Origin of the sequence: Arcobacter sp. AHV-9/2010 (assembly GCF_004116575.1) — a bacterium.
Classification (GTDB): Bacteria; Campylobacterota; Campylobacteria; order Campylobacterales; family Arcobacteraceae; genus Aliarcobacter; species Aliarcobacter skirrowii.
Genome location: NZ_PDKH01000003.1, coordinates 258,982 through 282,680 on the forward strand (window position 1 = coordinate 258,982; position 23,699 = coordinate 282,680).

Annotated in this window: 27 protein-coding genes; 3 read left to right on the forward strand and 24 right to left on the reverse strand. The window is 26.6% G+C overall.

Going from position 1 to position 23,699, the window contains the following annotated elements:
* Window positions 1-35: 35 nt before the first annotated feature.
* Genes CRU94_RS06895 through CRU94_RS06905 form a run of 3 tightly spaced genes read right to left on the reverse strand, consistent with a single transcriptional unit; the run spans window position 36 to window position 2,480 of the window.
* Window positions 36-260: a hypothetical protein gene (locus CRU94_RS06895; RefSeq protein ID WP_129106041.1), complete on the reverse strand. Its 225-nt coding sequence runs from the start codon at window positions 258-260 to the stop codon at window positions 36-38.
* Window positions 261-316: 56 nt separating this feature from the next.
* Window positions 317-1,702 (reverse strand): EAL domain-containing protein, encoded by a 1,386-nt coding sequence (locus tag CRU94_RS06900; protein ID WP_258237422.1) that lies wholly within the window; start codon window positions 1,700-1,702, stop codon window positions 317-319.
* Window positions 1,677-2,480 (reverse strand): phosphatidylserine decarboxylase, encoded by an 804-nt coding sequence (locus CRU94_RS06905; protein WP_129106042.1) that lies wholly within the window; start codon window positions 2,478-2,480, stop codon window positions 1,677-1,679. The genes CRU94_RS06900 and CRU94_RS06905 overlap by 26 nt, the downstream gene beginning before the upstream one ends.
* A 74-nt stretch (window positions 2,481-2,554) precedes the next feature.
* Between CRU94_RS06905 and CRU94_RS06910 the strand changes: the two genes are divergently transcribed.
* Together CRU94_RS06910 and CRU94_RS06915 are read left to right on the forward strand one after the other, a co-directional pair.
* Entirely contained in the window at window positions 2,555-2,797 is a 243-nt protein-coding gene (locus CRU94_RS06910; RefSeq protein ID WP_129106043.1) for a hypothetical protein, read from the forward strand.
* A 143-nt stretch (window positions 2,798-2,940) separates the two neighbouring features.
* On the forward strand, window positions 2,941-3,165 hold the full coding sequence (locus tag CRU94_RS06915) for a hypothetical protein (RefSeq protein ID WP_129106044.1): 225 nt from the start codon (window positions 2,941-2,943) through the stop codon (window positions 3,163-3,165).
* Window positions 3,166-3,198: 33 nt separating this feature from the next.
* Here CRU94_RS06915 and mltA read toward each other — a convergent pair whose 3' ends face one another.
* The 17 genes from mltA to hypB form a co-directional block, all read right to left on the reverse strand.
* Entirely contained in the window at window positions 3,199-4,260 is a 1,062-nt protein-coding gene (gene mltA, locus CRU94_RS06920; protein ID WP_164966577.1) for a murein transglycosylase A, read from the reverse strand.
* Window positions 4,261-4,279: 19 nt separating this feature from the next.
* Complete coding sequence (gene dnaK, locus CRU94_RS06925) at window positions 4,280-6,163, reverse strand: molecular chaperone DnaK (protein WP_129106046.1); 1,884 nt, start codon at window positions 6,161-6,163, stop codon at window positions 4,280-4,282.
* Between the two features lie 103 nt (window positions 6,164-6,266).
* Window positions 6,267-6,860, reverse strand: a complete 594-nt coding sequence (gene grpE / locus CRU94_RS06930) for a nucleotide exchange factor GrpE (RefSeq protein ID WP_129106047.1) — start codon at window positions 6,858-6,860, stop codon at window positions 6,267-6,269.
* Window positions 6,861-6,869: 9 nt separating this feature from the next.
* Entirely contained in the window at window positions 6,870-7,661 is a 792-nt protein-coding gene (locus CRU94_RS06935; RefSeq protein WP_129106048.1) for a heat-shock protein, read from the reverse strand.
* Between the two features lie 86 nt (window positions 7,662-7,747).
* Window positions 7,748-8,398 (reverse strand): energy-coupling factor ABC transporter ATP-binding protein, encoded by a 651-nt coding sequence (locus tag CRU94_RS06940; protein WP_129106049.1) that lies wholly within the window; start codon window positions 8,396-8,398, stop codon window positions 7,748-7,750.
* Window positions 8,395-9,039: an energy-coupling factor transporter transmembrane component T family protein gene (locus CRU94_RS06945; protein WP_129106050.1), complete on the reverse strand. Its 645-nt coding sequence runs from the start codon at window positions 9,037-9,039 to the stop codon at window positions 8,395-8,397. The genes CRU94_RS06940 and CRU94_RS06945 overlap by 4 nt, the downstream gene beginning before the upstream one ends.
* Window positions 9,036-9,515, reverse strand: coding sequence for a hypothetical protein (locus tag CRU94_RS06950; RefSeq protein ID WP_129106051.1), 480 nt, complete (start codon window positions 9,513-9,515; stop codon window positions 9,036-9,038). Before CRU94_RS06950 ends, CRU94_RS06945 begins: the two co-directional genes overlap by 4 nt.
* Window positions 9,512-10,114 carry an energy-coupling factor ABC transporter permease gene (locus tag CRU94_RS06955; RefSeq protein ID WP_129106052.1) on the reverse strand — a complete coding sequence of 201 codons (603 nt, stop codon included), beginning with the start codon at window positions 10,112-10,114 and terminating at the stop codon, window positions 9,512-9,514. The genes CRU94_RS06950 and CRU94_RS06955 overlap by 4 nt, the downstream gene beginning before the upstream one ends.
* A 1-nt stretch (window position 10,115) precedes the next feature.
* Window positions 10,116-10,841, reverse strand: coding sequence for a DUF4198 domain-containing protein (locus CRU94_RS06960; protein ID WP_129106053.1), 726 nt, complete (start codon window positions 10,839-10,841; stop codon window positions 10,116-10,118).
* Between the two features lie 90 nt (window positions 10,842-10,931).
* Entirely contained in the window at window positions 10,932-11,273 is a 342-nt protein-coding gene (gene hypA, locus CRU94_RS06965; protein ID WP_129106054.1) for a hydrogenase/urease nickel incorporation protein HypA, read from the reverse strand.
* Window positions 11,274-11,313: 40 nt separating this feature from the next.
* Complete coding sequence (hypE, locus tag CRU94_RS06970) at window positions 11,314-12,312, reverse strand: hydrogenase expression/formation protein HypE (protein WP_129106055.1); 999 nt, start codon at window positions 12,310-12,312, stop codon at window positions 11,314-11,316.
* The gene (locus CRU94_RS06975; protein ID WP_129106056.1) at window positions 12,313-12,669 is read right to left on the reverse strand and encodes a nucleotide pyrophosphohydrolase; all 357 of its coding nucleotides are present in this window, start codon (window positions 12,667-12,669) and stop codon (window positions 12,313-12,315) included.
* Window positions 12,666-14,342, reverse strand: coding sequence for an McrB family protein (locus tag CRU94_RS06980; RefSeq protein WP_129106057.1), 1,677 nt, complete (start codon window positions 14,340-14,342; stop codon window positions 12,666-12,668). The genes CRU94_RS06975 and CRU94_RS06980 overlap by 4 nt, the downstream gene beginning before the upstream one ends.
* The gene (locus CRU94_RS06985; RefSeq protein WP_129106058.1) at window positions 14,339-15,529 is read right to left on the reverse strand and encodes an McrC family protein; all 1,191 of its coding nucleotides are present in this window, start codon (window positions 15,527-15,529) and stop codon (window positions 14,339-14,341) included. Before CRU94_RS06985 ends, CRU94_RS06980 begins: the two co-directional genes overlap by 4 nt.
* An 8-nt stretch (window positions 15,530-15,537) precedes the next feature.
* Window positions 15,538-16,662 carry a hydrogenase formation protein HypD gene (gene hypD, locus CRU94_RS06990; protein ID WP_129106059.1) on the reverse strand — a complete coding sequence of 375 codons (1,125 nt, stop codon included), beginning with the start codon at window positions 16,660-16,662 and terminating at the stop codon, window positions 15,538-15,540.
* A gap of 4 nt (window positions 16,663-16,666) precedes the next feature.
* On the reverse strand, window positions 16,667-16,948 hold the full coding sequence (locus CRU94_RS06995; protein ID WP_129106060.1) for a HypC/HybG/HupF family hydrogenase formation chaperone: 282 nt from the start codon (window positions 16,946-16,948) through the stop codon (window positions 16,667-16,669).
* A 129-nt stretch (window positions 16,949-17,077) separates the two neighbouring features.
* Entirely contained in the window at window positions 17,078-17,857 is a 780-nt protein-coding gene (gene hypB, locus CRU94_RS07000; RefSeq protein WP_129106061.1) for a hydrogenase nickel incorporation protein HypB, read from the reverse strand.
* Window positions 17,858-17,974: 117 nt separating this feature from the next.
* On the opposite strand from hypB, the gene CRU94_RS07005 reads away from it, so the two are divergent.
* A complete protein-coding gene (locus CRU94_RS07005) occupies window positions 17,975-18,622 on the forward strand; it encodes a hypothetical protein (RefSeq protein WP_129106062.1) in 648 nt (215 codons plus the stop codon).
* On the opposite strand, the gene hypF is transcribed toward CRU94_RS07005, so the two are convergent.
* The 4 genes from hypF to cybH are packed head-to-tail and all read right to left on the reverse strand — an operon-like array spanning window position 18,603 to window position 23,693.
* Window positions 18,603-20,852, reverse strand: a complete 2,250-nt coding sequence (hypF, locus tag CRU94_RS07010; protein ID WP_129106063.1) for a carbamoyltransferase HypF — start codon at window positions 20,850-20,852, stop codon at window positions 18,603-18,605. The genes CRU94_RS07005 and hypF overlap by 20 nt on opposite strands.
* Window positions 20,853-20,864: 12 nt before the next feature.
* Entirely contained in the window at window positions 20,865-22,484 is a 1,620-nt protein-coding gene (locus CRU94_RS07015) for a hypothetical protein (protein WP_129106064.1), read from the reverse strand.
* Window positions 22,468-23,028: a HyaD/HybD family hydrogenase maturation endopeptidase gene (locus CRU94_RS07020; protein ID WP_129106065.1), complete on the reverse strand. Its 561-nt coding sequence runs from the start codon at window positions 23,026-23,028 to the stop codon at window positions 22,468-22,470. The genes CRU94_RS07015 and CRU94_RS07020 overlap by 17 nt, the downstream gene beginning before the upstream one ends.
* Window positions 23,025-23,693, reverse strand: coding sequence for a Ni/Fe-hydrogenase, b-type cytochrome subunit (gene cybH / locus CRU94_RS07025; protein WP_129106066.1), 669 nt, complete (start codon window positions 23,691-23,693; stop codon window positions 23,025-23,027). Before cybH ends, CRU94_RS07020 begins: the two co-directional genes overlap by 4 nt.
* Window positions 23,694-23,699: the final 6 nt, after the last annotated feature.

Here is a 23,699-nt window from a genome sequence, read left to right on the forward strand (position 1 = left end):
ATAAAGTAAATTATATCACAATAAAAAATTTAGCTCTACTTTTTTAACTCTTTTGCTTTTTGTAAAGCCAAGATTAGTTCATCAATATTATCGTATGGAATATGAGATTTCCATTGAATATCTTCACCTGTTAAAGAGATTCCAATACTTACTATATCAGCAGTATTTACTCCATAAGGCTCACTTACATTTGAAACTGTTATTTTTCCTTTTTTTGTTCCTGCTAAATCAAATTCAGCTATTTTTGTAGTTGTTGACATTTTATCTCCTTAATTTTTTTAAATTCTACATAAAATTTCTTTTGTATATATTTAAATTACTTAAAAATTGGTTCAGGTCTTCCTAAATAGAACCCTTGAAACTCATCTATCTCTAAATTGATTAAAATATTAAAAATCTCTTCACTATGAACAAACTCAGCAACTGTTTTTATATTTAAAGTTTTGCAAAATGCTATTATAGATTTTACAATCTCATAAGAGTTTTGATCTATATTTATATTTTTTATTAAGCTTCCATCAATTTTTACATAGTGAGGTTTTATTCTAATAATTCTTAAAAAGTTTGAGTAACCACTTCCAAAATCATCAATAGCTATTTTTACACCCAAATTTTTATATTTTAAAACAAACTCCTCTAAAAAATCATAATCACTTACAGTTTCACTCTCTAAAATTTCAAAAACTAATCTCTCTCTAACACTTTGCTCTAAACTTAAAAGTTTATCCTCTAAATAATCTACAAATTCATAGTTTAAAATATCTTTGAAACTAAGATTGATTGTGATTTGTTTATCAGTTTTTAAAAGATTATCCAAGCTTCTTGATATTACAATTTTTGAAAGTTGTAGATACTGTTTTGTCTTAAAAGATATCCCTAAAAATTTATCAGGTGTTACTATTATAGGAAGATTATCTTCATCTTTATCTTCAATTCTCATAAGAGTTTCATATTTTTTTATATTTTTATCTTTATCAAATATTGCTTGATAATATGGAACTATCCTATTCTCCTCTACAGCTTTTTTAATCTTCTCTCTCCAATATAAAGATTGAATAATCAACTCTTTTGAATCAAGCTCATTGTTGTATATAAAATAACTTTGATTTAGTGATTTTGCTTTTTTTAAAGCCATTGCAGCTGTTATTATTGGTTCATCTTGGAAAATTGATACTCCAAGAGTCATAGAGATTGTTATATTATCTTTTAATTTTTCAACATATATTTTTCTATTTAAAAATGTTTGATTCAGTTTTTCTATTAAAATAAAAATATCTTCAATAGCCATATTTTTTGTATTTGCTAAAGCAAAGATATCTCCACTTAATCTATAAGCAGTTACTTCATAATTTATCTCAAACTCTTTTAATATTTTTCCTATTTCAACTAAAACTAACTCAGCATTTATAAAACCATAAATCTCATTTAAATCTTCAAAAGAGTCTAAATCTAAAAGAATCGCAACAACCGACTCTTGATCTCTTATGCTATCTTCAAGAGCTTTTCTATTTTGCAAAGATGTAAGCTCATCTTTATAAAGTCTCTCTTCTACCTCTTTTTTTGCATCTACAATAAATTTATTACATACAATTTTTGTATTTAATAAAGATTTTATGTACAAATATATAAATATTATTGATAAGCTTGAACTTATTATTAATAATAGATATAAAAGATTAAAAGTTTGCAATTTTTTGACCAAATTTTACATCTTGATTTAATAAATTTTCTAAATTTACAAAATCCTTTTCCCAAAGCATAACAACAGTTGAACCCATCTTAAAGTAACCCAAGCAGTCACCTTTTGAGAATTCAATATTATCATAGTTGTAAACTTTTATCTCTTTTGTATCAAGATTTGTTTCAACTTGCTTTTCAAACTCAAAAACCATCTGACCAACATTTAGTGCACCTACAAAAACCATATAAAAGATTTTACTATTTGATTCACACTCTAAAATAACTCTTTCATTTTGAACAAAAAGTTCAAACTCTTTGTTTAGGTATTTTAAATTAACTGGATATAGTTTTCCAGGAACATGTATTAGTTTTTTTAATTTAAAATCAATTGGAGCGTGATATCTGTGATAATCTTTAGGCGATAGATAAAAGTTCATAAAATCACCATTTTCTACTCTTTGGAAATTTTCACTACAATAGTAAGTTAAAAGCTCTTCAACACTATACTGCATCCCTTTAATTTGAAGTGCAATATCTTTGTTTAATTTTCCACATTGAGTAATTAAACTATCTGTTGGTGATATAAAAATATTAGAAGTTTTATCAAAATCTCTTTGTATTATAAACTCTCTTGTAAAAAGCTCATTTAATGATTTATAATGTTTTGCATTTTTAAACTCTTTTAAATCTAGCTTCATAAATTTTGCATAAGAAATATTTATAAATTTTTGAATAGGTCTTGGAAACTCTTTTTTTGCAAACTTCCCAAAGTATTGTGATATAAGATTTGTAATATGCATTTAAGCCCCCGTAAAAAATTAGTCTAATATTTTACCTATTTTTTGCTAGAGTTTTGCTTTTAAAAAGGATATTTATGTATAAAATTGTTATTCAAGATAGATGTGACTGCTTTTATAAAAGTTCACTACAAAATAATCTTACATTTAATTCAAAAGATGTGGCTTTAGAAAAAGCTATTGAGATAAAAAATATTATGAATAGAACTTTTTGCAAAAAACACTCATTTGAGCTTCAAGAGATGCTTAATAATTTTGTAATTAAAGTTTATAAAGATGAACCAATAAAATCTTGTTGTGGAAATGGCTGTTGTATGTAAATTGGGTTTTATATTGACAAGTAAGCTTAAACTAAGAGTTGCTTCTGTAGGATGTACCTATCTTCAGTATTATTTTTCATAAAATAGTTCAAAGAAGGTAGTTTACTAAGTTTTGTAAACAAAAATATAATATGGAGTGTAAAATGAAAACTACAAAAGCAATTAAAGAGCTTGTAAAGCTTACAAAAAAAGATGAGCTAAGCAAATCACAAAAAAAAGAGTCTAAAAAACTTCTTGGTGAATTAAAATCAAAAAATTCAAAACTAAAGTCTGAACTTAAAAAAACATCTAAAAAAGATAAAAAAAGAGTTAAGAAGCTTAAAAACAAACAAAGTTTGATAAAAAAAGCTATTAAAAAAAGTAAATAGCTAGTTTGGTTTAGTGTAGGAAACTACACTAAACTATTTTTTTGGTTCTAAAACTATTATTTCACCATACTCTCTCATCTTGTGAGAGTTTATTTTAGCCTCTTCTCCAAATCCCCAATAAAAATCAGCTCTAATTTCACCTTTTATTGCACCTCCCACATCAGCAGCTACAACAAGTTTTTTTATGGGCTCTTTTGTTACTGGATTTGTTGTTTTTATAAAAACAGGAGTTCCAAGTTCTATAAATCTTCTATCAACAGCAATATTTCTTTTTGGAGTTAAAACTGTATTTAAAGCACCTGTTGCTATATTTGGCGATATTTTAAAAAAGATATAACTCTCATTTATATTTAAAATCTCATCAACTTTTTGAGAGTTTGCATTTAAATACTCTTTTATTTTTATACCATCAATCTCTTCAAGAGTAAAAATTCCATTTTCTACCAAATATTTACCAATAGATTTATAGGCTCTTCCATTTTGACCAGCCCAAGCTAGATTTATCAAAGTTTTATCCTCTAATTCAACTCTTCCACTCCCTTGAATTTGAAGAAAAAATAGATCAATTTTATTATCTACATAAAGTATTGGTTCTAAGCTTTTGCTCACTTTTGACTCTATTTGGGCTCTTGTATAGTATGCGGTTAATCTATTGTTTTCAACTCTTCCTACATTTTTATAATCTTTTAATTTGCTATCATCTGAAATTACTAAATCTTGCGGTAAGCCATAAACTGGATATTTATATCTTGAAGTTTTTTCAAAACTACCTTTTAAAAGTGGTTCATAATATCCTGTAATTAAACCTTGTTTGTTTTTATTTCTATCAACAATAGTATAAGCTTCAAAATTTTCAGTAAAAAACTTCTGGGCATTGTTATAATTTTCTGAGAGTTTACAAACATTTGTAAATTTTGGATTTATTTGTGATTTTTCACAATCTTTTTTGAATACTTCAAAGGCAAGTTCTAAGTCATCATCAAAAAAACCATCAATTTTTGAAAATGGTGTTTTTTGAAAACTTATCTCTTTTTGAGAACAAGAGATAAAAAATAGAGATATAAAAATAAGAGCTATTAAGTTTAAATTTCTCATAAGCATCAAAGGTAGAGTTTTACTCTACCTCTGCATCGATAACATCGTCATCTTTTTTTGCTTGTTGGTTTGCTTGTCCACCTTGTCCTTGCTCACCCTCTTTTTTATACATAGCTTCAGCTAATTTGTGAGATTTTTCAGTTAAAACTTTTAATTTCTCTTCAATTTGCTCTTTTGTTGCATTATCATCTTTTAATAACTCTTCTAAATCTGCTGCTGCATCAATAATAGCTTTTTTCTCATCTTCGCTAATTGCATTTTCATTCTCTTCTAATGTTTTTCTTGTAGAGTGAAGCATTGCATCAGCTTGATTTCTAACTTCGATTAAAGCTTTTTTCTTAGCATCAACATCTTTATTAGCTTCAGCTTCAGCAACCATTTTTGCAATCTCATCATCACTTAATCCAGAACTTCCAGAAATAGTAATTTTATTCTCTTTTCCAGTTCCTTTATCTTTTGCGCTTACATTTAAAACACCATTTGCATCAATATCAAATGTTACTTCAATTTGAGGAACACCTCTTGGAGCTGCTGGAATATCTGATAATTCAAACATACCTAAAGATTTATTATCTTTTGCAAACTCTCTCTCACCTTGACAAACATGAATAGAAACAGCAGGTTGATTATCATCAGCTGTACTAAATACTTGAGATTTTTTAACTGGAATTGTTGTACCTTTTTCAATTAATTTTGTCATAACTCCACCTAAAGTCTCAATTCCTAAACTTAATGGCGTAACATCAAGTAAAAGAACATCTTTTACATCTCCTCTTAAAACTCCAGCTTGCACTGCAGCTCCAGCAGCAACTACTTCATCTGGATTTACACCTTTATTTAAATCTTTTCCAAAGAACTCTCTTACAACTTGGTTTGCTTTTGGTAATCTTGTAGATCCACCAACCATGATAATCTCATCAATTTCACCTTTATCTAAGTTTGCATCTTTTAAAGCTGTTTTGATGTGACCTAAAGTCTCATTTATTAAATGTTCAGTCATTGACTCAAATTTTGCTCTTGTTAAAGATTTAACTAAGTGAACTGGTCCTGCATTTCCCATAGAGATAAATGGTAGATTAATCTCTGTTGATTCAGCAGATGATAACTCTTTTTTAGCATTTTCAGCAGCATCTTTTAATCTTTGAAGTGCCATTTTGTCATTTTTAATATCAAATCCATTCTCATCTTTGAACTCTTTTGCAAGCCAATCAATAATTGCATTATCAAAATCATCTCCACCTAAGAATGCATTTCCATCTGTACTTAAAACTTCAAATGTTCCATCACCAATCTCTAAAACTGTAACGTCAAAAGTTCCTCCACCTAAATCGTAAACTAGAACTTTCTCTTCACCTTTTTTATCAAGTCCATAAGCAAGTGATGCTGCTGTTGGCTCGTTTATAATTCTTAGTACATTTAATCCTGCAATTGTTCCAGCTTCTTGAGTAGCTTTTCTTTGTGCATCATTAAAATACGCAGGTACAGTTATAACTGCATCTGTAACTTTTGCTCCTAAATACTCTTCAGCATCAGCTTTTAGTTTTCCTAAAATTTTTGCAGAGATCTCTTGAGGAGTATATACCTTTCCAGCAATCTCAACAGCAGCTGCTCCATTTCTATCAACAATTTTATATCCAACTTTTCCTTGAGCCTCTTTTGCATTTGGCTCATTCATCATAAGACCCATAATTCTTTTAATAGAATAGATAGTTTTTTCAGGGTTTGTAATAGCTTGTCTTTTTGCTGGATCTCCAACTAAAATTTCACCTTTATCTGTAAATGCAACTATTGAAGGAGTTGTATTTTTACCCTCTTTATTTGGAATAATCTTTGCTTCACCATTTTCATAAACTGCAACACAAGAGTTTGTTGTTCCTAAATCTATACCAATTACTTTACTCATTTTTTTCTTCCTTTTATTAAGTTTTTTTAAATTCTAAATTTTATTCATAGTTTATTGACATTTCGGTCAGAAACCTTAGAAATAGCCAGATTTTAGACTATTTCTAATTTGCTATGCTAACCATCGAAGGTCTTAGCAACCTATCTTTTAACATATAACCTTTTTGTAACTCATTTACAATTTGTCCAGATGTATGCTCAGGACTATCAACTTGCATAACTGCATTGTGAACATTTGGATCAAACTCACAATCTGTATCTATTTTTGTAATATTGTGCTTTTCAAAAGTTGTTATAAAACTTTTAATTGTAAGCTCAATTCCCTCTTTTAGTTTTGGAAGTAACTCTTGGGCACTTATATTTGCATTAGCAGATGCAAGTGCCATCTCTAAAGTATCAAGAGGCGTTAATAGATCTTTTGCAAACTTTTCACTTGCATAATCAATTGCTTGATATTTCTCTCTTTCTAATCTTTTTTTAATATTTTCAAAATCAGCATGAACTCTTAAAAATTTATCTTCACTCTGTTTTAACTCATCTTCAAGTCTAGCTATAACATCTTCTAGGCTATCCTCTTTTTTTTCACCAGAACAACACTCATCTTTATTTTCACAACAATCATTTTTATCATCAATTTCTTGAGCACACTCAATATTACTCTCTTCTTTTAAAAGCTCTTCATTTCTGTTTTCACTCATTTTTTCTCCTTAAAAATTTATAATTTGTTTAAAAAAATATTCATAATCTTTTGATAATTCACCAATAACAAACATTTTTGTATCTTCATTATCTATTTTGCACAATTTACATATTGCTATATAATTTTGAGGTAAAAAACCATCAAAATATAAGCCCTCTTTTAACTCATCCAAAATAGATCCTTTTAAAAATCTATTTATCGTAAACTCATCAAAATCTTTTTCTAAAGCTAGTGATAAAAACTCTTTATAGTTAAAAATTTTTAAATCTTTGCCTTGTAAACTATCATTTATATTTGTATAAAGCTCATAAGCTCCAACCTCTTTTGATATTTTTAAAATATCATTTAAAGAAGTTTCTACAAAATCACTTAAAAATTTAAAAAGTGCACTACTATATTTTATAGTTACTGCAAAACTTGAAAACTCTAAGATTATGTATCTATTTTCAACATTTATTAAATTTTTTAAAATATCACTTTTATCTCTTTTTAGAAAAACACAAAGACCAACTCTTTTTGACATCTCTTCTACGGCTTTGATATTAACTCCACCAAGAGAGAAATTAAGTCTATCTATCCAATACTGTTTTAAAGCTTCATTTGTAGGAGTTCTACCACTACTTATGTGCTCTTGAGCTAAAAAACCCTCATCTACTAGTTTTTTAAAATAACCTCTAATTGTAGCAGTTGAGTACTCTAAATCGTACATAGATTTTAGTTGAGTTGAACCAATTGGTTCTAAATGTTCGATATATGCTTTTATAATTGATTGTAATAAAAACTCTTTTTTATCTAACAAAATTAACCTCTCTATCTTTTAGCACTCTAATGTTTAAACTGCTAAAGAATTATAGCTTATTGAGTCAATGTTTGTCAAGTATTATATTAGTAAACTTTTAAAGTTTTCTCTTCTAGTATATAAATCTTTGTAACTAGGCTATCTATAAAGGTTTTTTGATGAGATATAATTATCATTGATTTTTCTATATTATTTAAAATATCAATAAGCTTCTTTTCACTATCTTCATCTAAATTATTTGTTGGCTCATCAAGAAGCAAAATTTTTGGCTCTTTTACTAAAATAGCTGCTAAAGCTACGAGCTTTTTCTCTCCGCCACTTAAATCATAAATTACTCTATTTTCTAAATGCAAAATATCTAAGCTTTTTAAAATATCTAAGCTTTTTTTATACGCTTCATCTTTTTTTACTCCCAAAGCCAATAAGGAGAACATAACATCTTCAATTACAGTAATTGATAAAAAAAAGTTATCTATATCTTGAGGTAAATATGCTATTTCATCTCTATATTTTTCATAATCCTCTTTTTTGTTGATTCTATTATGAAAAATATCTATTGTGCCACTATTTTGATTTTTTAAACCAGCTATTATTTTAAGAAGTGTTGATTTTCCAACCCCATTTTTGCCAATAATTGCAATTTTCTCTTTGTGTCCTAAATCAAAACTTATATTTTCAAATAAAATCTTCTCATCTTTTTTATATGAAATATCTTTTAAATTTATTGAACAACTCATAAAACTACCTTTAAAAAAAATATAATTAATATTAAAAATATCAAAATAAAATCAACTAAGCTAAAACTATTTTCATAATTTATAAAAATCTCACCTTTAAAACCTCTTACTTTAAAACTATCTTTTAATTTTTCACTATTTCTTATAGTTTTTAAAAATAGTATTCCAAAAATATTTCCATAGGTTTTATATGTAAAAATATCTGTTTTTGCTTTAAAGTTTCTAGCTTTTAAAGACTCTTTTATATTTTTAAACTCCATATTTAAATCATAAATAGACTTAACAGTAAAATATAAAGTAGAATTAAACTTTTTAGGAAATTTTAAAATCATAAAAGCTTTTACAATATCAAAACCATTTGAAAAGTAAAATAGTAAAAGATTAAATAAAAGTATGAAATTTACTTTTAAAAAGAGGTTTAAAGCTTCATTTATATTAGTTTCAAAATATAAAAAAAGAGTTAATACAACTACAAAAAAGTTTAAAAATAGTAGTTTTCTTAAAATATTTAAAATATTTTTATAGTTTAAATATATAAGAAAAATTAGAGGAAGTATAAAAAATAGTTCAAATTTTGAGAAACTCAAAATCAAACTAAATCCAACTGCACTCAACAAAGAGATAGCTGGATTTAAACTCAACTTTTAACTCTTTTTATTATTAAAAATATAAAAGCTATCAAAATCAATCCAAAAGCTATTTTAAATATCTCAAAATAGTTTAGTTGCTCTTCTAAAACCTCTATTTTATTTTTTAAAAGAGTATTCTCTTCTACTAACTCTTTAATTTTTTTATCTTCTTCTATTGTTTCTTTATTTTCAACTTCAACAATCTTTTTTGAAACTTTTATATCTTTGCTAACAAAGTGAGAACTTCCTGCATCAACTGTTACTTTGAAAAAATCATTTGAGCTTTTATAGTTGTACTCACCATTTTCATCTAATCTACTTTCAAAAACCAAACCATCTGATTCAATTTTAAATTTGCAACTCTTACATGGCTTTGAATTTGCAAAATATGAATTTATGTATAAATTATCATCTTTTAGATCTAAAAATAGATTCACCTTGTGAGCAAATAGAAATATTGGCAAAAATAGAATCAAAAAAAATCTCATATATTTAATCCTTTAAATAAACTTGGCATTGTTTTTTTTATATATAAAAACAAAAAGAGTGTAATTAACCCTTCCAAAACCATAGTTGGAATATTTACAAAAACTATTGAATATGCTGCATTTTTGTACTCTTGCTTTGAAAAAACCAAAAGCATAAACATCATAATGGCTGAGAAAAAAACTCCACTAAATCCAATTATAAAAAACTTTACTTTTTCATTTAACTTTTTTAAAATATCAATTTTAAATAATAAAAATACAAAATATGCGGGAATTGCTATTATTAAAATATTTGCTCCCAAAGAACTAACTCCCCCATAACCCAAAAGCAAAGCTTGTAAAATAAGTGCCAAAGATATAGAAAATATTGCAACACTTCCTAAAAAAACTCCAATAAAGCCTAAAAGCATTAGATGAATTTGAGTAAATCCAAAGGGTATATGAATAAATGAAGCTACAAAAAAAAGAGCACTAAAAGCAGAAGCTAATGCTATTTTATCATTTGATAAATTTTTAAAAGAGTATATTAAAAATAGAGTAGCAACAGTAGTTGAAACTACTGTAACTTCAAGAGTTAAAATACCATCACTTATATGCATTTTAGTGTGCTTTTAACCAAAGTAATGCACCATTTTCAATAGGGTATTTTTTACCATTTAACTCTTTTTCTCCCTCAAGAATAAGTGCTGCAAATCCCCACCAACCTTTGTGATTCATCACAAAAGAGAAAACTCCATTTTTATCTGTTTTTAAGCTTTGAGTAATATGTGAAGATGTTGGAGCTTTTAAGCCAAACTCATTATAAATTTCAACTTCTACTTCAACATTTGCTTGTGGTTTTCCATCTTTTAAAACTACACCTTGAAAAATATTTCCAGCATAAAGTCCAAAAGGTTTTGTAAGTGGAACTATCTCATATTTTAAACCAATTGGCTCATCCCATCCATCTTCAACACCAAAAGCACTAACTATCACTTTTGGAACATGGCTTATAAATAGCTCTTCACTCTCTTCAAAATAAGGCTCTGGTTGTACAAAAAACTTATAAACTCCTGGTTTATTTATTGAATATGAACTCTCCCAAGCTTTATGTTCAAACTTTTTTCTCTCTTTTAAAGGTAGAGAGTTTTTAGTGTTATTTACAAAAATACCTTTTGGTTTCTCCATATTCATACCACTTTGTTCAAAAGGGTGAATAAACATAGCCTCTATTTTGATATTTGCATCTTTTTTATCTTCAATATTATCAACACTTGGAAGAAGAGTTAAAAAATGTGCATTTGCAAAAAGAGTTGTTAAGGCTAAAGCATAAATAATTTTTCTCATAAGTTATCCTTTTTATTTTTTGCTGATTATAATTGGCTTTACTTTATAGAATATAAATTTTATAGTTTCTTATATAGTTTTAGAACAAGATTACTCTAACTCCAAACTCATAAGATACATATCTTCCCCATCTGTCACTTTTATATCTGTGCTTTGGCATTTTGGACAAGCAAACTCATGTTTTTGTAAAGTTGATTTAGCTTTACATTTATTACATAAAATCTCAACTTTTTGAATATTTATTATAAATTGTGCATCATCACAAATAGTTTTCTCTTTAAAAGTATCAAAAGCAGTTTGAAGAAGCTCTGGTTCAACTCCACTTAAAACTCCAATTTTAACAACTACTTTTGTAACTTTTTTTGCGTCATTTATTTTTGCGTGTTCTTCGCAACTCTCTAATAGTGATTGAACAATAGAATACTCATGCATAATAGTCTCCTTTTTAAATCTCCCATTCAAAAATAAGCAATTAACAAATCCTTGGTAATAATTCACCACTTGGTGTATCTAAAAATCTTTTAGTTCCCCAAGAACTATTTAATATAACTTTTTGTGGATATTGTTGTGTCACTTTTCCTATGATACAAGCATTTTTTGCCTCTTCAAATTTATGTAAAACCTCAATAGCTTTTTCTGCATCCTCTTTTTTTATTGCAAGGAGAAATGTTCCCTCATTTGCTAAATTTGTAGCTTCAAAGCCTAACATTTCGCAAACTCCTTTTACCTCATTGCTTACTGGTATTTTTTCTTCATCTACTTCAATACAGATATTTGATTGTTTTGCCCACTCATTTAATACAGCACTTACTCCTCCTCTTGTGGCATCTCTTAAAGCTGTTATTTTAATGTTAGCATCTATCAAGGCTTTTACTAAAGGATACAAAGATGCGCAATCACTTTTTAAATTTGAGTGTATGTCTATACCTTCTCGTGCAGTAAATATAGTAGCGCCATGTGCTCCAATATCCCTACTTACAAGTATCAAGTCATCTTGCGTAATATTGTTTGAGCTTATTCCACTATAAATTATCTCTCCAATTCCAGTTGTATTTATAAAGATTTTATCAACTGCTCCCCTTGGAACTACTTTTGTATCACCACTTACTATTATCGCTTCATTTTTTGCTAACTCTTCTTTCATAGAGTTTACTATAAGTTCAAGTTGCTCAACTTCAAACCCTTCTTCAATAATAACTGAACAAGTAAGATATTTTGGCTTTGCTCCCATCATTGCTAAATCATTGCAAGTTCCACAAATGGAAAGTTTTCCGATATTTGCTCCATTGAAAAAAAGAGGACTTACGGTAAAAGAGTCTGTACTAAAGGCTAGTTTTCCATTTTCTATAACTGCTGCATCTTCACTTTTTTCTAAAATCTCATTTTTAAAAGCTTTATAAAAAACCTCTTTTATTAACTCGTTATTTTCTACTCCACCGTTTCCATGGGCTAGTGTTATTGTTTTTGTCATCTATTTATCTTCCCTACTTTTACTATACTTTTTACTTCCACCTTGTGATGTTTCAACTGGATATTTAGCTTCATTTTTTGTCATTTTGTTTAATATCGCTTCTTCAAGATTTATATCAAGTTTCATACAAATTCTTATAAGATAAATAGCAATATCTGCAATCTCCTCTTTTGTATGCTCTTTTACATCTTGGGGTAAATTCATACACTCTTCAAAGTTTAGCCACTGAAAAATCTCATTTAGCTCACCTACTTCACCATTTAATGCCATAACTAGATTTTTTGGATTATGAAACTCATCCCAATTTCTATCATCACTAAACTTTTGAATTCTTTGTTTTATTTTTTCTATGTTCATTGATTATCTTCTTTTATATTTAATATTGATATTGCTTTATTGTAGTTTGTTTCATCACCATAAAAATACTCTTCAAGTAAAGGCTTTATTTTATACTCTTTTACAAACTCTAAATCATCTTCATTCTCTATCTTCATAAAGTAACTATGTCCTAAAGTATAATCTTCACTTATAGCTTTTGAAATATGTTCATTTAATTTATTCATTAAATCTTTTGCTTTTTCATTTTTAACTAATTCTTCATTTGGTTTCATTTTTAAAAATGTAAATCTTCTTCTTAGGGCTATATCAATAGTTGCAATAGATTTATCTGTACTATTCATAGTAGCTATAATAAAAAGATTAGATGGAATTTTAAACTTCTCTTTTGAGTATGGAAGAGTTACTTCATAACTGTCTCTTTTATCTTCTTCAATAAGAGTAATTAATTCTCCAAAAATTTTAGAGATATTTCCTCTATTTATTTCATCAATTACTATATAGAAGTTTTTTAATTCTACATTATTTATTTCTTTATCATTTATTTTTATATTTTTTGAATTTAAAATTATTTCGCTAAAAACTTTATAATAATAAGTTGCATGTTGATTTGCTAAAGAATTTATATTTTCAAGTTTTTTTACATCTTGTCTTGAAGAAACTTTATTTTTTTCAAACTCAAATAAATCTTCAAATTTCATTCGTAAATCATATTTATATGTAGGATTTTCTTTTCTTATGTTATATCTAAAAGCATCGCTATCAATACTACTTATATAGGCTGCATCTGTTATCTCATAATAACCTTTTGTTTCTAGTTCTATTTCAAGCTTTTCTATAAAACTATCCAATTTTTGTCTAAATGTTATCTCTTCTTTTACTTGAATTTTTTCTTTTTGTGATTCTTCTAAATTTTCTCTTGCTTTATCTGAAATTCTTTTAAAAACTCCACCTTTTTTATCTAATTCAATTTCTCCATTTTCATTTGGTCTAAACCCTTCAATAAAATCTTCATAAGAGTAACTTTGATGAAAAGTTACAAACTCTATTCTTTTTTCGTTTTTTATAATTTCAAAAGTTTTATCAATATCTATACCCAAATTTTGATTTTCTATAATTGATTTAAAAATATCATTTTCATTATATGTTTTACTTTCAATTAAAGAAACTAATTTTTTATAATTATAAGTTTTTCCAACACCTGGTGCACCATAAAGCATTATATTTTTTGTTTTTAAATTTATTTTTTCTTTCTCTTCCTCTGAATTTTCTTGAATGACTTTAATATCATAATTTTGTTCAATTGCAAAATTAATCATTTTATCAATATTTCCATCACTATTTCCCCATTGAGTTGTAAAATATAATTCTTCACCATTATACTGATTATCTATAAACTCATATGTATCAAACCCAAAATATCTATCATTTTTTTTTGTATCATCTTGTGAATTATTATACCAATTTGTAAAATCACTTTTATTAAAAATAACTTTCTTTAATCCATTACCAGAAAAAGTTTTATGAATATTTGGCGAATTAAAAATTTGTTTTAACTCATCATAGGTCTTGTTAGGATTTAATTTTAAATATAATCTAAAAATATCTAAACATAATCTTCCCAATCCATCTCCACTTTCTGATTTTACATTTCCATTTTTTTTATAAATTTTACTATTAAACTTTACTTTCATAATAAACTCTCCACTCTTTCTATAATTTCATCAATATATTCTTTATAATCATTACCACTAAAATTTAAATAAATAGTTCTAATTTTTAGATTAACAATATTTTCTTTCCCTAAAACTAAATCATATATCATATCTTTTTCATCTTTTGGATATAAAAGCATTACATTTTCAAATCCATAATTTATTCCATAAGCAAAAGCTTGAAGTTTATCACTTTGTTTTATATCTTCTATTGATTTAATTTTTTTATATTTTGTATCTATTATTTGATTTTCTAGTATTATATCTGGCTTTAAAGTTAAATCTCCAAAATTATTTTGATTTTGTATTTTTACATTACTATCTGATTCTTTTACCATTCTAGCTATAAACTTCTCAAACAAAACATTCATATCAAATAAAAAAGCAAATGATTTTTTATCTTGACTAAATAGTGGAATAGATTGTTTCAAAAGTAAAATTGCTATTTCAAAACTTGTTTTAAATCTTTGATTTAATCTATTGAAATTAATAGTTTCAACTCTATTTATATCTACTGACTTATATTCAACCTCATCAAAGATTAATTCACACTGTTTTAGAAGTTTTTTATCTTTTACAAACTTTTGAAGATATTTTATAGCATATAAAAAAAATTGATTTAAACTGTTATTTTCACTAAATTCATCATATTCACAATAGATTCTGTTTTTTCGAGGAAAGTTTGCTTCGCAATCGCTATTCGCTACTTTTGTGAAATTATATTTTAGATTTTCATTTATTAGATATTTTCCTTTTAAGACTGGAAGATTATCTTGTTTTGTTAAATACTCTTTATATAAACCTTTTTTAAGTTCTTGTAAAAGTCCATTTGCAAACATTTGTACAAAAACTTCTAAGATTGTATGATTTTCTTGGTTTTGACAACTTGCTATTTGTTCATTTGATAGTTTTACATCATAAGCATACATCAACATATAGATAAATATATTTAGATTTTGTTCTGCATCTTTTTCATCATTATGATTTGCAATTTTAGGTAAGATATAAAAATCTTGATTGTCAAAATTTAAAATTCCACAATAATTTGAAGCTTTTAAATCTTTCCAATCAAGGGTAAAGTATTTATGTAACTCTTTTGTGTTAATAATATGATTTTTTAATTTTCCATTGGTTATAGATTCATATTCATAAATTGTATTTTGCATTTACTATTTTACAACAAATTACCATATTTATAATAAGCACTACAAGCACCCTCACTGCTTACCATACAAGAGCCAATAGGATTTGATGGAGTACATACAGTTCCAAAAATTTTACAATCATTTGGTTTTGCAACTCCTTTTAAAATATCAGGACATTTACAAGCTTTGTTCTCTTTTACTTCTTTGGTTGGTAGAATTTCTTTATAAATTATTTTTGCATTATATTTATCAAACTCATCTTTTAGCTCATAACCACTATTTTCTACAACACCTATTCCTCTAAATTTAAAAGGAACTTTTTTAAAGTATCTGTTTATAAGCTCTTGTGCTTTTAAATTTCCCTCGTAAGATACAAGCCGTTTATACTCTACTTCCAAATTTGCTCTTTTTTCTTTGAACTGTTTTACAATCATATAGATAGATTGCATCACATCAACAGGTTCAAAACCAGCCACAACAACTGGTTTATTGTACTTTAAAGGAAACTCTTCATAAATTTTACTCCCACTTATCACACTTACATGTGATGGTCCTAAAAAAGCATCGATTTTGCACTTCTCATCTTGAACTAAAACTCTCATAACCTCAGGAACTGTAATATGGTTTATATAAAACAAAATATTTTTTATATCACTTTTGATAACTTGTTCAAGCAATGCACAAGTCATTGGAGTTGTTGTTTCAAATCCTATTGCAAAAAATACTACTATTTTATCTTTGTTCTCATCTGCTATTTTCAGACAATCAAGAGGAGAATAGACAAATCTTACATCAGCACCTTTACTTCTGGCATCTTGCAAACTACCAAGAGTTCCTGGAACTTTTATCATATCTCCAAGAGTTACAAGTATCAGATCTTTTTGTAAACTTAAAATATATGCACTATCGATTCTATCTCTTGGCATCACACAAACAGGACAGCCAGGTCCGTGAATAAAGTTTATTTTTTTATTAAGAATTTGTGGAAGTCCATACTTCATAATAGTATGAGTGTGTCCTCCACAAACCTCCATAATATTTATAGTTTTATCATAATCTTTTAACTCATCATCTATTAATTTTTTATATGCTTTTACAGTTTTAGCATCACGAAAGCCATCATATAAATCTTTTAGTTGTAACTCTTTTTCCATGATACTATCTATTTGGGCAATTTTGGGACTCTTCAATAGCTGCTAATCTATCCTCTTGCTCAATCTCTTCTATTATCTTTTCATAAAGCTTTAGTGATTCTAAGGCATACTCTTCATCTATTTTATTCATAGCAAATCCAATATGAATTAAAACATAATCCCCTATTTGCACCTCTTGATCTATTAAATCCAAACTAGCAACTCTCTCAACTCCCATTGTATCAACTACACAACTATTTGACTCTCTATTTATGCTTTTTATTTTCGATGGTATTGATAAACACATACAATTTTTCCTTTTAATATATTATTTGTAAAACAATTTTATGAATGATTCTGCAACGCAAGGGTAAAAATATTTGATTTCTGGGTACCCACCGTGAAGCCTAAATAAATGAAATTGATTTTACAAATATCATCTCATCTTTCTTTTAAAATTAATCCAATCAATTACATTTTGAAGTGATTGCTTATCTTTTATAGAAACTTCCAAAATATCAACATTTGGTTTTAGTTTTCTAGCTTCTGTCTTCTCTTTTTCTATATCATACTCAAAGTGTGGAAGTAGATCAGTTTTTGTAAAAAGTATTAAATCAGCACTTCTAAACATAACTGGATATTTTGCTATTTTATCTTCGCCCTCAGGAATTGAAACCAATACAATATTTAAGTGAGTTCCTACATCATAAGATGCTGGACAAACTAAATTTCCTACATTTTCCACAAAACAGACATCAATGTTCTCTAAAGATAAGTTATGCAAACCTTTATGCACCATAAATGCGTCAAGATGACAAGCACTTCCTGTTTGTATCTGAACAGCATCTACTCCTTTTGCTTTTAATCTATCTGCATCTCTTGAAGTCTCTAAATCTCCCTCCACAACTGCAAATTTAAAATCAGCAATATCTACTAAATTCTCTAAAAGTGTAGTTTTTCCACTTCCAGGACTTGACATAAGATTTATTCCTAAAACTTTATGATTATCAAAATGAGCTCTATTGTGTCTTGCTTCATGATCATTTTTATCTAAAATTTTTTGAATTACTGAAATTGTTTTTGCATCATTTAACTGAGGATTGTGATGAATATTTTCATTTATATGCGAATGATGATTTTCGTTTGAATGATGATGTTCATGGTCATGATGATTATGTTCTTGTCCTGCTATTGTACAACCGCAATCTTTACACATTTTTATTCCCTTTTGTTTTATTCAATATTTTATTTAGTTTAACCCAAAAAGGCTAAATATAATATAATAGTTTACATCACTTATATAGTTTTAGAACAAACTTGATAAACTATTTTTATGATTTGTCCAAACTGCAAAAATAGAAACTTTTATAATTTAGCAAATGATTATATAAAATGCACAAAATGTGCAAAAAAACTATCTTTGAAAAAGATAGCTAAAGATAAATTAATCATAGAAAAATTTTGTGAAAACAAAAATGCACTTCAAAGCTCAAAAGAGTTAAAGCTAAACTACAAAACTATAAAAGATAGATTTGATCTGTTTAGAAAAAAAATAGCTATATTTTTGGAAAACTCTTATCAAGATTCTATAAATGATTATAGTGAATATGAAGAGTTTTATTACTTCAAACAAAGAGGAAAGCGTAAAAAAATAAAATCACTAGATGAGGCTACAAATATAATAGGATTTTACTCAAACCAAAAAGTATATACACTTCTTATGCCAAATATAAAGTATAGAACTTTTGCTACAAATGATGAGGATTTTTTTCAATATCTTCTTTGGTACAAACTTCAATCACAAAACTCACATAAAACAACTCTAAAACTATTTTGGGAGTTTCTTGAAGAGGAGTTAAAAAAATATAAAGGAGTAGATGAAGAAAATTTTTTCTACTACTTAAAAGAGTGTGAGTTTAGGTTTAACTACAAAAAAAGTGAGCAAATAGAGATTTTAAACTCTATATATTTTCAAGAGTAAAAAAAGCTTGTCCCAAAGATATATTTTCATCATTTACACTATAATTTTCTCCTATATAAAGCTCTTTTTCTTTTAGTTTTTCAAATACAATTTTAAGTAAAGTTTTGTTTTGAAAAACTCCACCACTTAAAACAATAGCTAAATCTTTGTGTAAATTTGAGATATCAAAAATTATATTTGCAAGAGTATTTATAAATTTTGAAGCAATAATTTTTTTATCTTTTTCAAATATAAGCTCTTTTATCATTGGTGAAATATCTATAATATCATCAATTAAGGCATAAGAGAAAGCATCTTTTATATTTTCATCATATAAATTTTCTAAATAAAGACCAGTTTGCCCTTCAAACTCTTGAATATGAAGAGTATTGGCAAAAAAGCAAACTGCATCAAAAACTCTTCCAAAAGAGCTTGAAAGAGGTGAATTTAAATTCTTTTGCCAAAGAGTATATAGAATTTTTATCTCTGATTTTTCAAATGAGTTTAAAAAATCTAAAGGTAAATCTAAAATCTCTTCTAGAGTAAAATTATCAAAAAGTAGTGATAAAGCGACTCTTTTTGGCTCTTTTATAGCCAAAGCACCTCCTAAAAGTTTAAAATACTTTAGATGATAAACTCTTTTATACTCTTTTTGATTTGCTATAAAAACTTCTCCACCCCAAATATTTCCATCATCACCATATCCAGTTCCATCAAAACAGAATGCTAAAACATCTTTTTTTAAAGATTTCTCTGCTAAAACAGCCAAAATATGAGCATAATGGTGTTGAATTTGAATCAAATTTAGATTTTTATTCTCTTTTACAAAATCTAAAGCAATTTTTGTAGTCTCATAATTTGGATGTTTATCACAAACTATAATTTCAGGTTTAAAATCATAAAAATGAAGAAAATTTTCAAGAGTTTTTTTATAATTTTCTATTGAAGATATTGAGTTTAAATCTCCTAAATAAACAGTTGTTATAATCTTATTTTCAAAAGCTATACTAAAAGTTGCTTTTTGATTTGCGCCTAAAGCTAAAACTTTTTTTGAAAACTTATTTTCTACTTGCAAAATATTTGGAGCAAAACCTCTACTATTTCTAAGTTTCAAAACTTTTTCATCTACTATTTGAACTATTGAGTCATCACAACTATTTACTATTTCTCTATTATAATCAAGTACAAAATCTACTAAATTGGCAAGTTTAAAAAAAATATCCTCTTTTTTTGTAATTATTGGCTCATCTTTTAAATTTGCACTTGTTGCCAAGATTGGTTTTTCTAAATTTTTAAATAGAAGATAGTGCAAAGCACTATTTGGTAAAAAAGAGCCAACAATATCCAAATTTGGAGCTATTTGCTTTGATAAATCACTATTTTCTCTTTTTTTCAATAAAACTATTGGTTTTTCTTTTGAGTTTAAAATCTTCTCTTCAAGCTTATTAAAATATCCGTAATCTTTTACATTTTCTATATCTTTAAACATCACAGCAAAAGGTTTTGAGGCTCTTTTTTTAAACTCTCTTATTTTTTCTATTGCTTTTGAGTTTGTAGCATCACAAACAATATGAAAACCTGCTATACCTTTGATAGCTAAAATTTTTCCATCTTTTATATAGTTTGATGCTTGATTTATAGCATCTATTTTTTTTGATATTAAATTTTGATTTTTATCATATAAAAAAGTAGTTGGTCCGCACTCTTCACAAGAGATTGCCTGTGCGTGATACCTTCTATTTTTAGGATTTTCAAACTCATCTTGACAATTTTTACATAAGCTAAACTCTTTTAAAGAGGTATTTACTCTATCATAAGGAATATCTTTGATTATTGAGTATCTTGGTCCACAATTTGTACAATTTGTCAAAGCATAGTTATATCTAAAACTATTTTTATCAAAAATATCTTTTATACAATCTTCGCAAATTGAAATATCAGGGTAAATAAGGGCACTTTTATTTTTAATATTTGAATTTGAGCTTTTTTTAATCTCAAATTTTTCATACTCTTTAAACTCTAAATTTTCAATCTTTATATCAAATATTTTGGCTAAAGTTGGGGGATTTAATCTAATCTCTTTTATAAACTCTTTTAAATCTTCTTTTTTGGCAAAAGCTTGAATCTCAACTCCATTTTCATCATTTTTAATCCAACCTTTTATATGATGTTTTATTGCTAGATTATAGATAAATGGTCGAAACCCAACACCTTGAACAAGTCCAAAAATAGATATTTTTTGATTTATCATAAAATTTTATACCTATTTTTGAATTACAAACTCTTTGTTGTAGTAGATTTTGAAGTTTTTTGTTATGCTCTTTTCAACAAGTTGATTGAATCTAATATTTGCAAACATATCTCCACATAAACTCACTCCTTCTAGTTCATAATTTCCATGTAAAGTATCAACTTCATTTGCTATAAAATGTGCAAAACTTTCAATAAAACCCAAACTAATTGTTTGTTCATCAACTCCTGCTAATTTAAAACTCATAGCTGATTTTATAAGTGGTAGATAATCAAATTTTCTATTAAAAACTTTTTTGTCATCAAAAATTTTATAATCAATTCTAGGTCCTTTTTCAAGCAAAGAGTTTGAAGCATTTAAAATAATATCATCTTCAAAATCTAATATAATTTTTGCTATTTTAAAATATGAAAAAAATGTTTTTTCAAAAAAATCTATCTTTGTATTTAGCGCTTTATTGTAACTGTTTTCAAACTTATTTTTATAGTTTTTTAGAAGCTTTTCACCTTTTGTATCTTTTTTTATAGATTCAAAAATCTCCTCTATTGAGCTTGGAATATATAAATCCTCTAAAATATCAACTAAACCATTTTTTGAGTAGTAAGAGATTTTATTTTTGTTTGAAAAGCTAATATAAAAATTTATAATAGATTTCTCAAACAGTTCACTCTCTGCTAAAACAGTCATAAACTGAGATTTATCTTTTTCTTGAAATTTATTAAAAACTGTATCTAGCTTTTTTGGATATGAGTTTGATTCTAAAATAAGTTTTTTATTATCAAAGCATAATATTTTTGGAATATCAAGCTTGATGCTATTTTTACTTTTTACATCTAAAAAATAGTCAAAACTTGCATCTTCATTTTCAATATTTAAAAAATCAATCTTTAATTTTTTTAGCTCAAGAGTTAGTAAATATAGTGTTAAATCATTTGCATATCTTATCTCTATACTTTTTTTATCAATCTTATTTTTTAATCTATAAATCTCATTTATTCTAAACTCTATTTTTGGTTTTTCAATAGTTGCAAGAGAGACGATTGAATTAATATCCTCTACAACTAAGCTACTTATATTTTCTAAGCTTACAACTAAAAGCTCACTGCTTTTATCTATATTTTCTACTTTTGAGAATACAAAAGTTCCACTTAGAGTTTTTATTTTGATTTTTTTACCTTCATATATTAAAGAGCTTAATTTTTCAAAAAGTTTTTTATCTGATTTTACTTTTTGATTTTCAAAAATAAAAGTTGCATCTTCAAAACCTTTTGAAATATTGCAAGATTTAAAGGCATTGTAAAAATCTTCGCTATTTTCATCTTCCACATCTTTTATTGTACTTGGAGAAAAAGATATTAAATTCTTTTCATCAATAGAGTCTGAAGCTTTTAGAGGCAGTTTCTCAACTACTTCAACTTCCAATCCATAATAAAAAATTGAGACAGGAACATACAAAGATAAAGCATTTGAAAACTCTTCTAATATTTTCTCTTCAGCCTCTATATATAGATAAACAAAATCTAGTTTTTGATATATTTTATAGTCACAATCAAACTTTTTTGCAACAAAGTCTAAAAACTTCATCAAAGTTTTATTACTTGATTTATAGTTAAATCTAAACTCTAGGACCATTTTTTATATCTCTTTTAAATGAAATTTTAGCTATCTCTTCTATGCTAATATCTTCTATTTTTACTGCTTTTATATCATGTTTTAAAAGATAATCTACTATCGTTTTCTCCATAGTTTTAGAAGCTTCTATAATTTCACTACTCAAATCAAATGTAGTATCATCTGCAACTCTTTTAGGAACAACTCCTAAAACATAAGTTGTTGGTAAATCACCATTCATTTCAATCATATTTAATGTTTGAAGCATCTCAACTTCGTGAGCACTTCCTTGCCAGTTTATATTTGATGGAACTTTTCTATAATCAAAGAAAAAAACATCTCCAGCATTTGAGTTTAATGAATCAATACAATCAACTACTAAAACCTCATCATATTTTATAATTAAAGGAATAAGTCTTTGAGCCAAAGTTCCACCATCAACTAAAGTTAAACTATTTTTTGAAGATTCAAACTCATACTTTTCATCTAAATAGTGAATAAAATGAGCTCCAATTCCCTCATCTTGGAATAGGATATTTCCTATTCCTAAAATTAAGATATTCATTTATGGTCATCTTCCCATTTATATCCAGAGATAATTGAATCCATATCCCCTTTTTTTCCATAAATTGAGTTAAATACAACCAAATAGATATGTATAGGCAAAAATATCAAAAAAATCCACATAAAAATATGATGAACTTCTCTAACAACAGCTAAACCACCCATTAAAACCTCAATTGGTCTTAAAATATCAAATAAAAATCCACCCAAACCATCATGATAAACATGTATATATAAAATTAATCCAGTTAAAGAGATAACTATTAAAGAGATATAAATAGCTGAATATGCCATAAATTGTAGTGGATTATATATCCCTTTTAATTTAGTGTGTTCACCTATTAAAATATAGTATTTAATCTGTTTTATCCACATTTTTGGTGATATAAAATCCCAAAAAGATAATCTCTCTTTCTTACTTTGTCTATCAAAGAAAAATAGATATATTTTTCCAATAGTCACACAAATTAGTAAAAAACCAAAAATTATGTGCCAACTTCTCATTAAAGCATTTAAAAAGTTTGTTGGCTCACCACCATTTAAAGAAGGAGATATAAATGGATATGCCAAATAAAATCCTGTAAAAGTTAAAGCTGTAATAGCTAAAACTCTAAGCCAGTGAGTTATTCTAAGCCATACAGAGTATTCATAATGTTTTTTAATCATAGTTTA

Coding starts and splice junctions, on each gene's coding strand:
- CRU94_RS06895 (WP_129106041.1), bottom strand. CDS start 260: ATGTCAACAACTACAAAAATAGCTGAATTTGATTTAGCAGGAACAAAA.
- CRU94_RS06905 (WP_129106042.1), bottom strand. CDS start 2,480: ATGCATATTACAAATCTTATATCACAATACTTTGGGAAGTTTGCAAAA.
- CRU94_RS06910 (WP_129106043.1), top strand. CDS start 2,555: ATGTATAAAATTGTTATTCAAGATAGATGTGACTGCTTTTATAAAAGT.
- CRU94_RS06915 (WP_129106044.1), top strand. CDS start 2,941: ATGAAAACTACAAAAGCAATTAAAGAGCTTGTAAAGCTTACAAAAAAA.
- mltA (WP_164966577.1), bottom strand. CDS start 4,260: ATGAGAAATTTAAACTTAATAGCTCTTATTTTTATATCTCTATTTTTT.
- dnaK (WP_129106046.1), bottom strand. CDS start 6,163: ATGAGTAAAGTAATTGGTATAGATTTAGGAACAACAAACTCTTGTGTT.
- grpE (WP_129106047.1), bottom strand. CDS start 6,860: ATGAGTGAAAACAGAAATGAAGAGCTTTTAAAAGAAGAGAGTAATATT.
- CRU94_RS06940 (WP_129106049.1), bottom strand. CDS start 8,398: ATGAGTTGTTCAATAAATTTAAAAGATATTTCATATAAAAAAGATGAG.
- CRU94_RS06950 (WP_129106051.1), bottom strand. CDS start 9,515: ATGAGATTTTTTTTGATTCTATTTTTGCCAATATTTCTATTTGCTCAC.
- CRU94_RS06955 (WP_129106052.1), bottom strand. CDS start 10,114: ATGCATATAAGTGATGGTATTTTAACTCTTGAAGTTACAGTAGTTTCA.
- CRU94_RS06960 (WP_129106053.1), bottom strand. CDS start 10,841: ATGAGAAAAATTATTTATGCTTTAGCCTTAACAACTCTTTTTGCAAAT.
- hypA (WP_129106054.1), bottom strand. CDS start 11,273: ATGCATGAGTATTCTATTGTTCAATCACTATTAGAGAGTTGCGAAGAA.
- hypE (WP_129106055.1), bottom strand. CDS start 12,312: ATGACAAAAACAATAACACTAGCCCATGGAAACGGTGGAGTAGAAAAT.
- CRU94_RS06975 (WP_129106056.1), bottom strand. CDS start 12,669: ATGAACATAGAAAAAATAAAACAAAGAATTCAAAAGTTTAGTGATGAT.
- CRU94_RS06980 (WP_129106057.1), bottom strand. CDS start 14,342: ATGAAAGTAAAGTTTAATAGTAAAATTTATAAAAAAAATGGAAATGTA.
- CRU94_RS06985 (WP_129106058.1), bottom strand. CDS start 15,529: ATGCAAAATACAATTTATGAATATGAATCTATAACCAATGGAAAATTA.
- hypD (WP_129106059.1), bottom strand. CDS start 16,662: ATGGAAAAAGAGTTACAACTAAAAGATTTATATGATGGCTTTCGTGAT.
- CRU94_RS06995 (WP_129106060.1), bottom strand. CDS start 16,948: ATGTGTTTATCAATACCATCGAAAATAAAAAGCATAAATAGAGAGTCA.
- hypB (WP_129106061.1), bottom strand. CDS start 17,857: ATGTGTAAAGATTGCGGTTGTACAATAGCAGGACAAGAACATAATCAT.
- CRU94_RS07005 (WP_129106062.1), top strand. CDS start 17,975: ATGATTTGTCCAAACTGCAAAAATAGAAACTTTTATAATTTAGCAAAT.
- hypF (WP_129106063.1), bottom strand. CDS start 20,852: ATGATAAATCAAAAAATATCTATTTTTGGACTTGTTCAAGGTGTTGGG.
- CRU94_RS07015 (WP_129106064.1), bottom strand. CDS start 22,484: ATGGTCCTAGAGTTTAGATTTAACTATAAATCAAGTAATAAAACTTTG.
- CRU94_RS07020 (WP_129106065.1), bottom strand. CDS start 23,028: ATGAATATCTTAATTTTAGGAATAGGAAATATCCTATTCCAAGATGAG.
- cybH (WP_129106066.1), bottom strand. CDS start 23,693: ATGATTAAAAAACATTATGAATACTCTGTATGGCTTAGAATAACTCAC.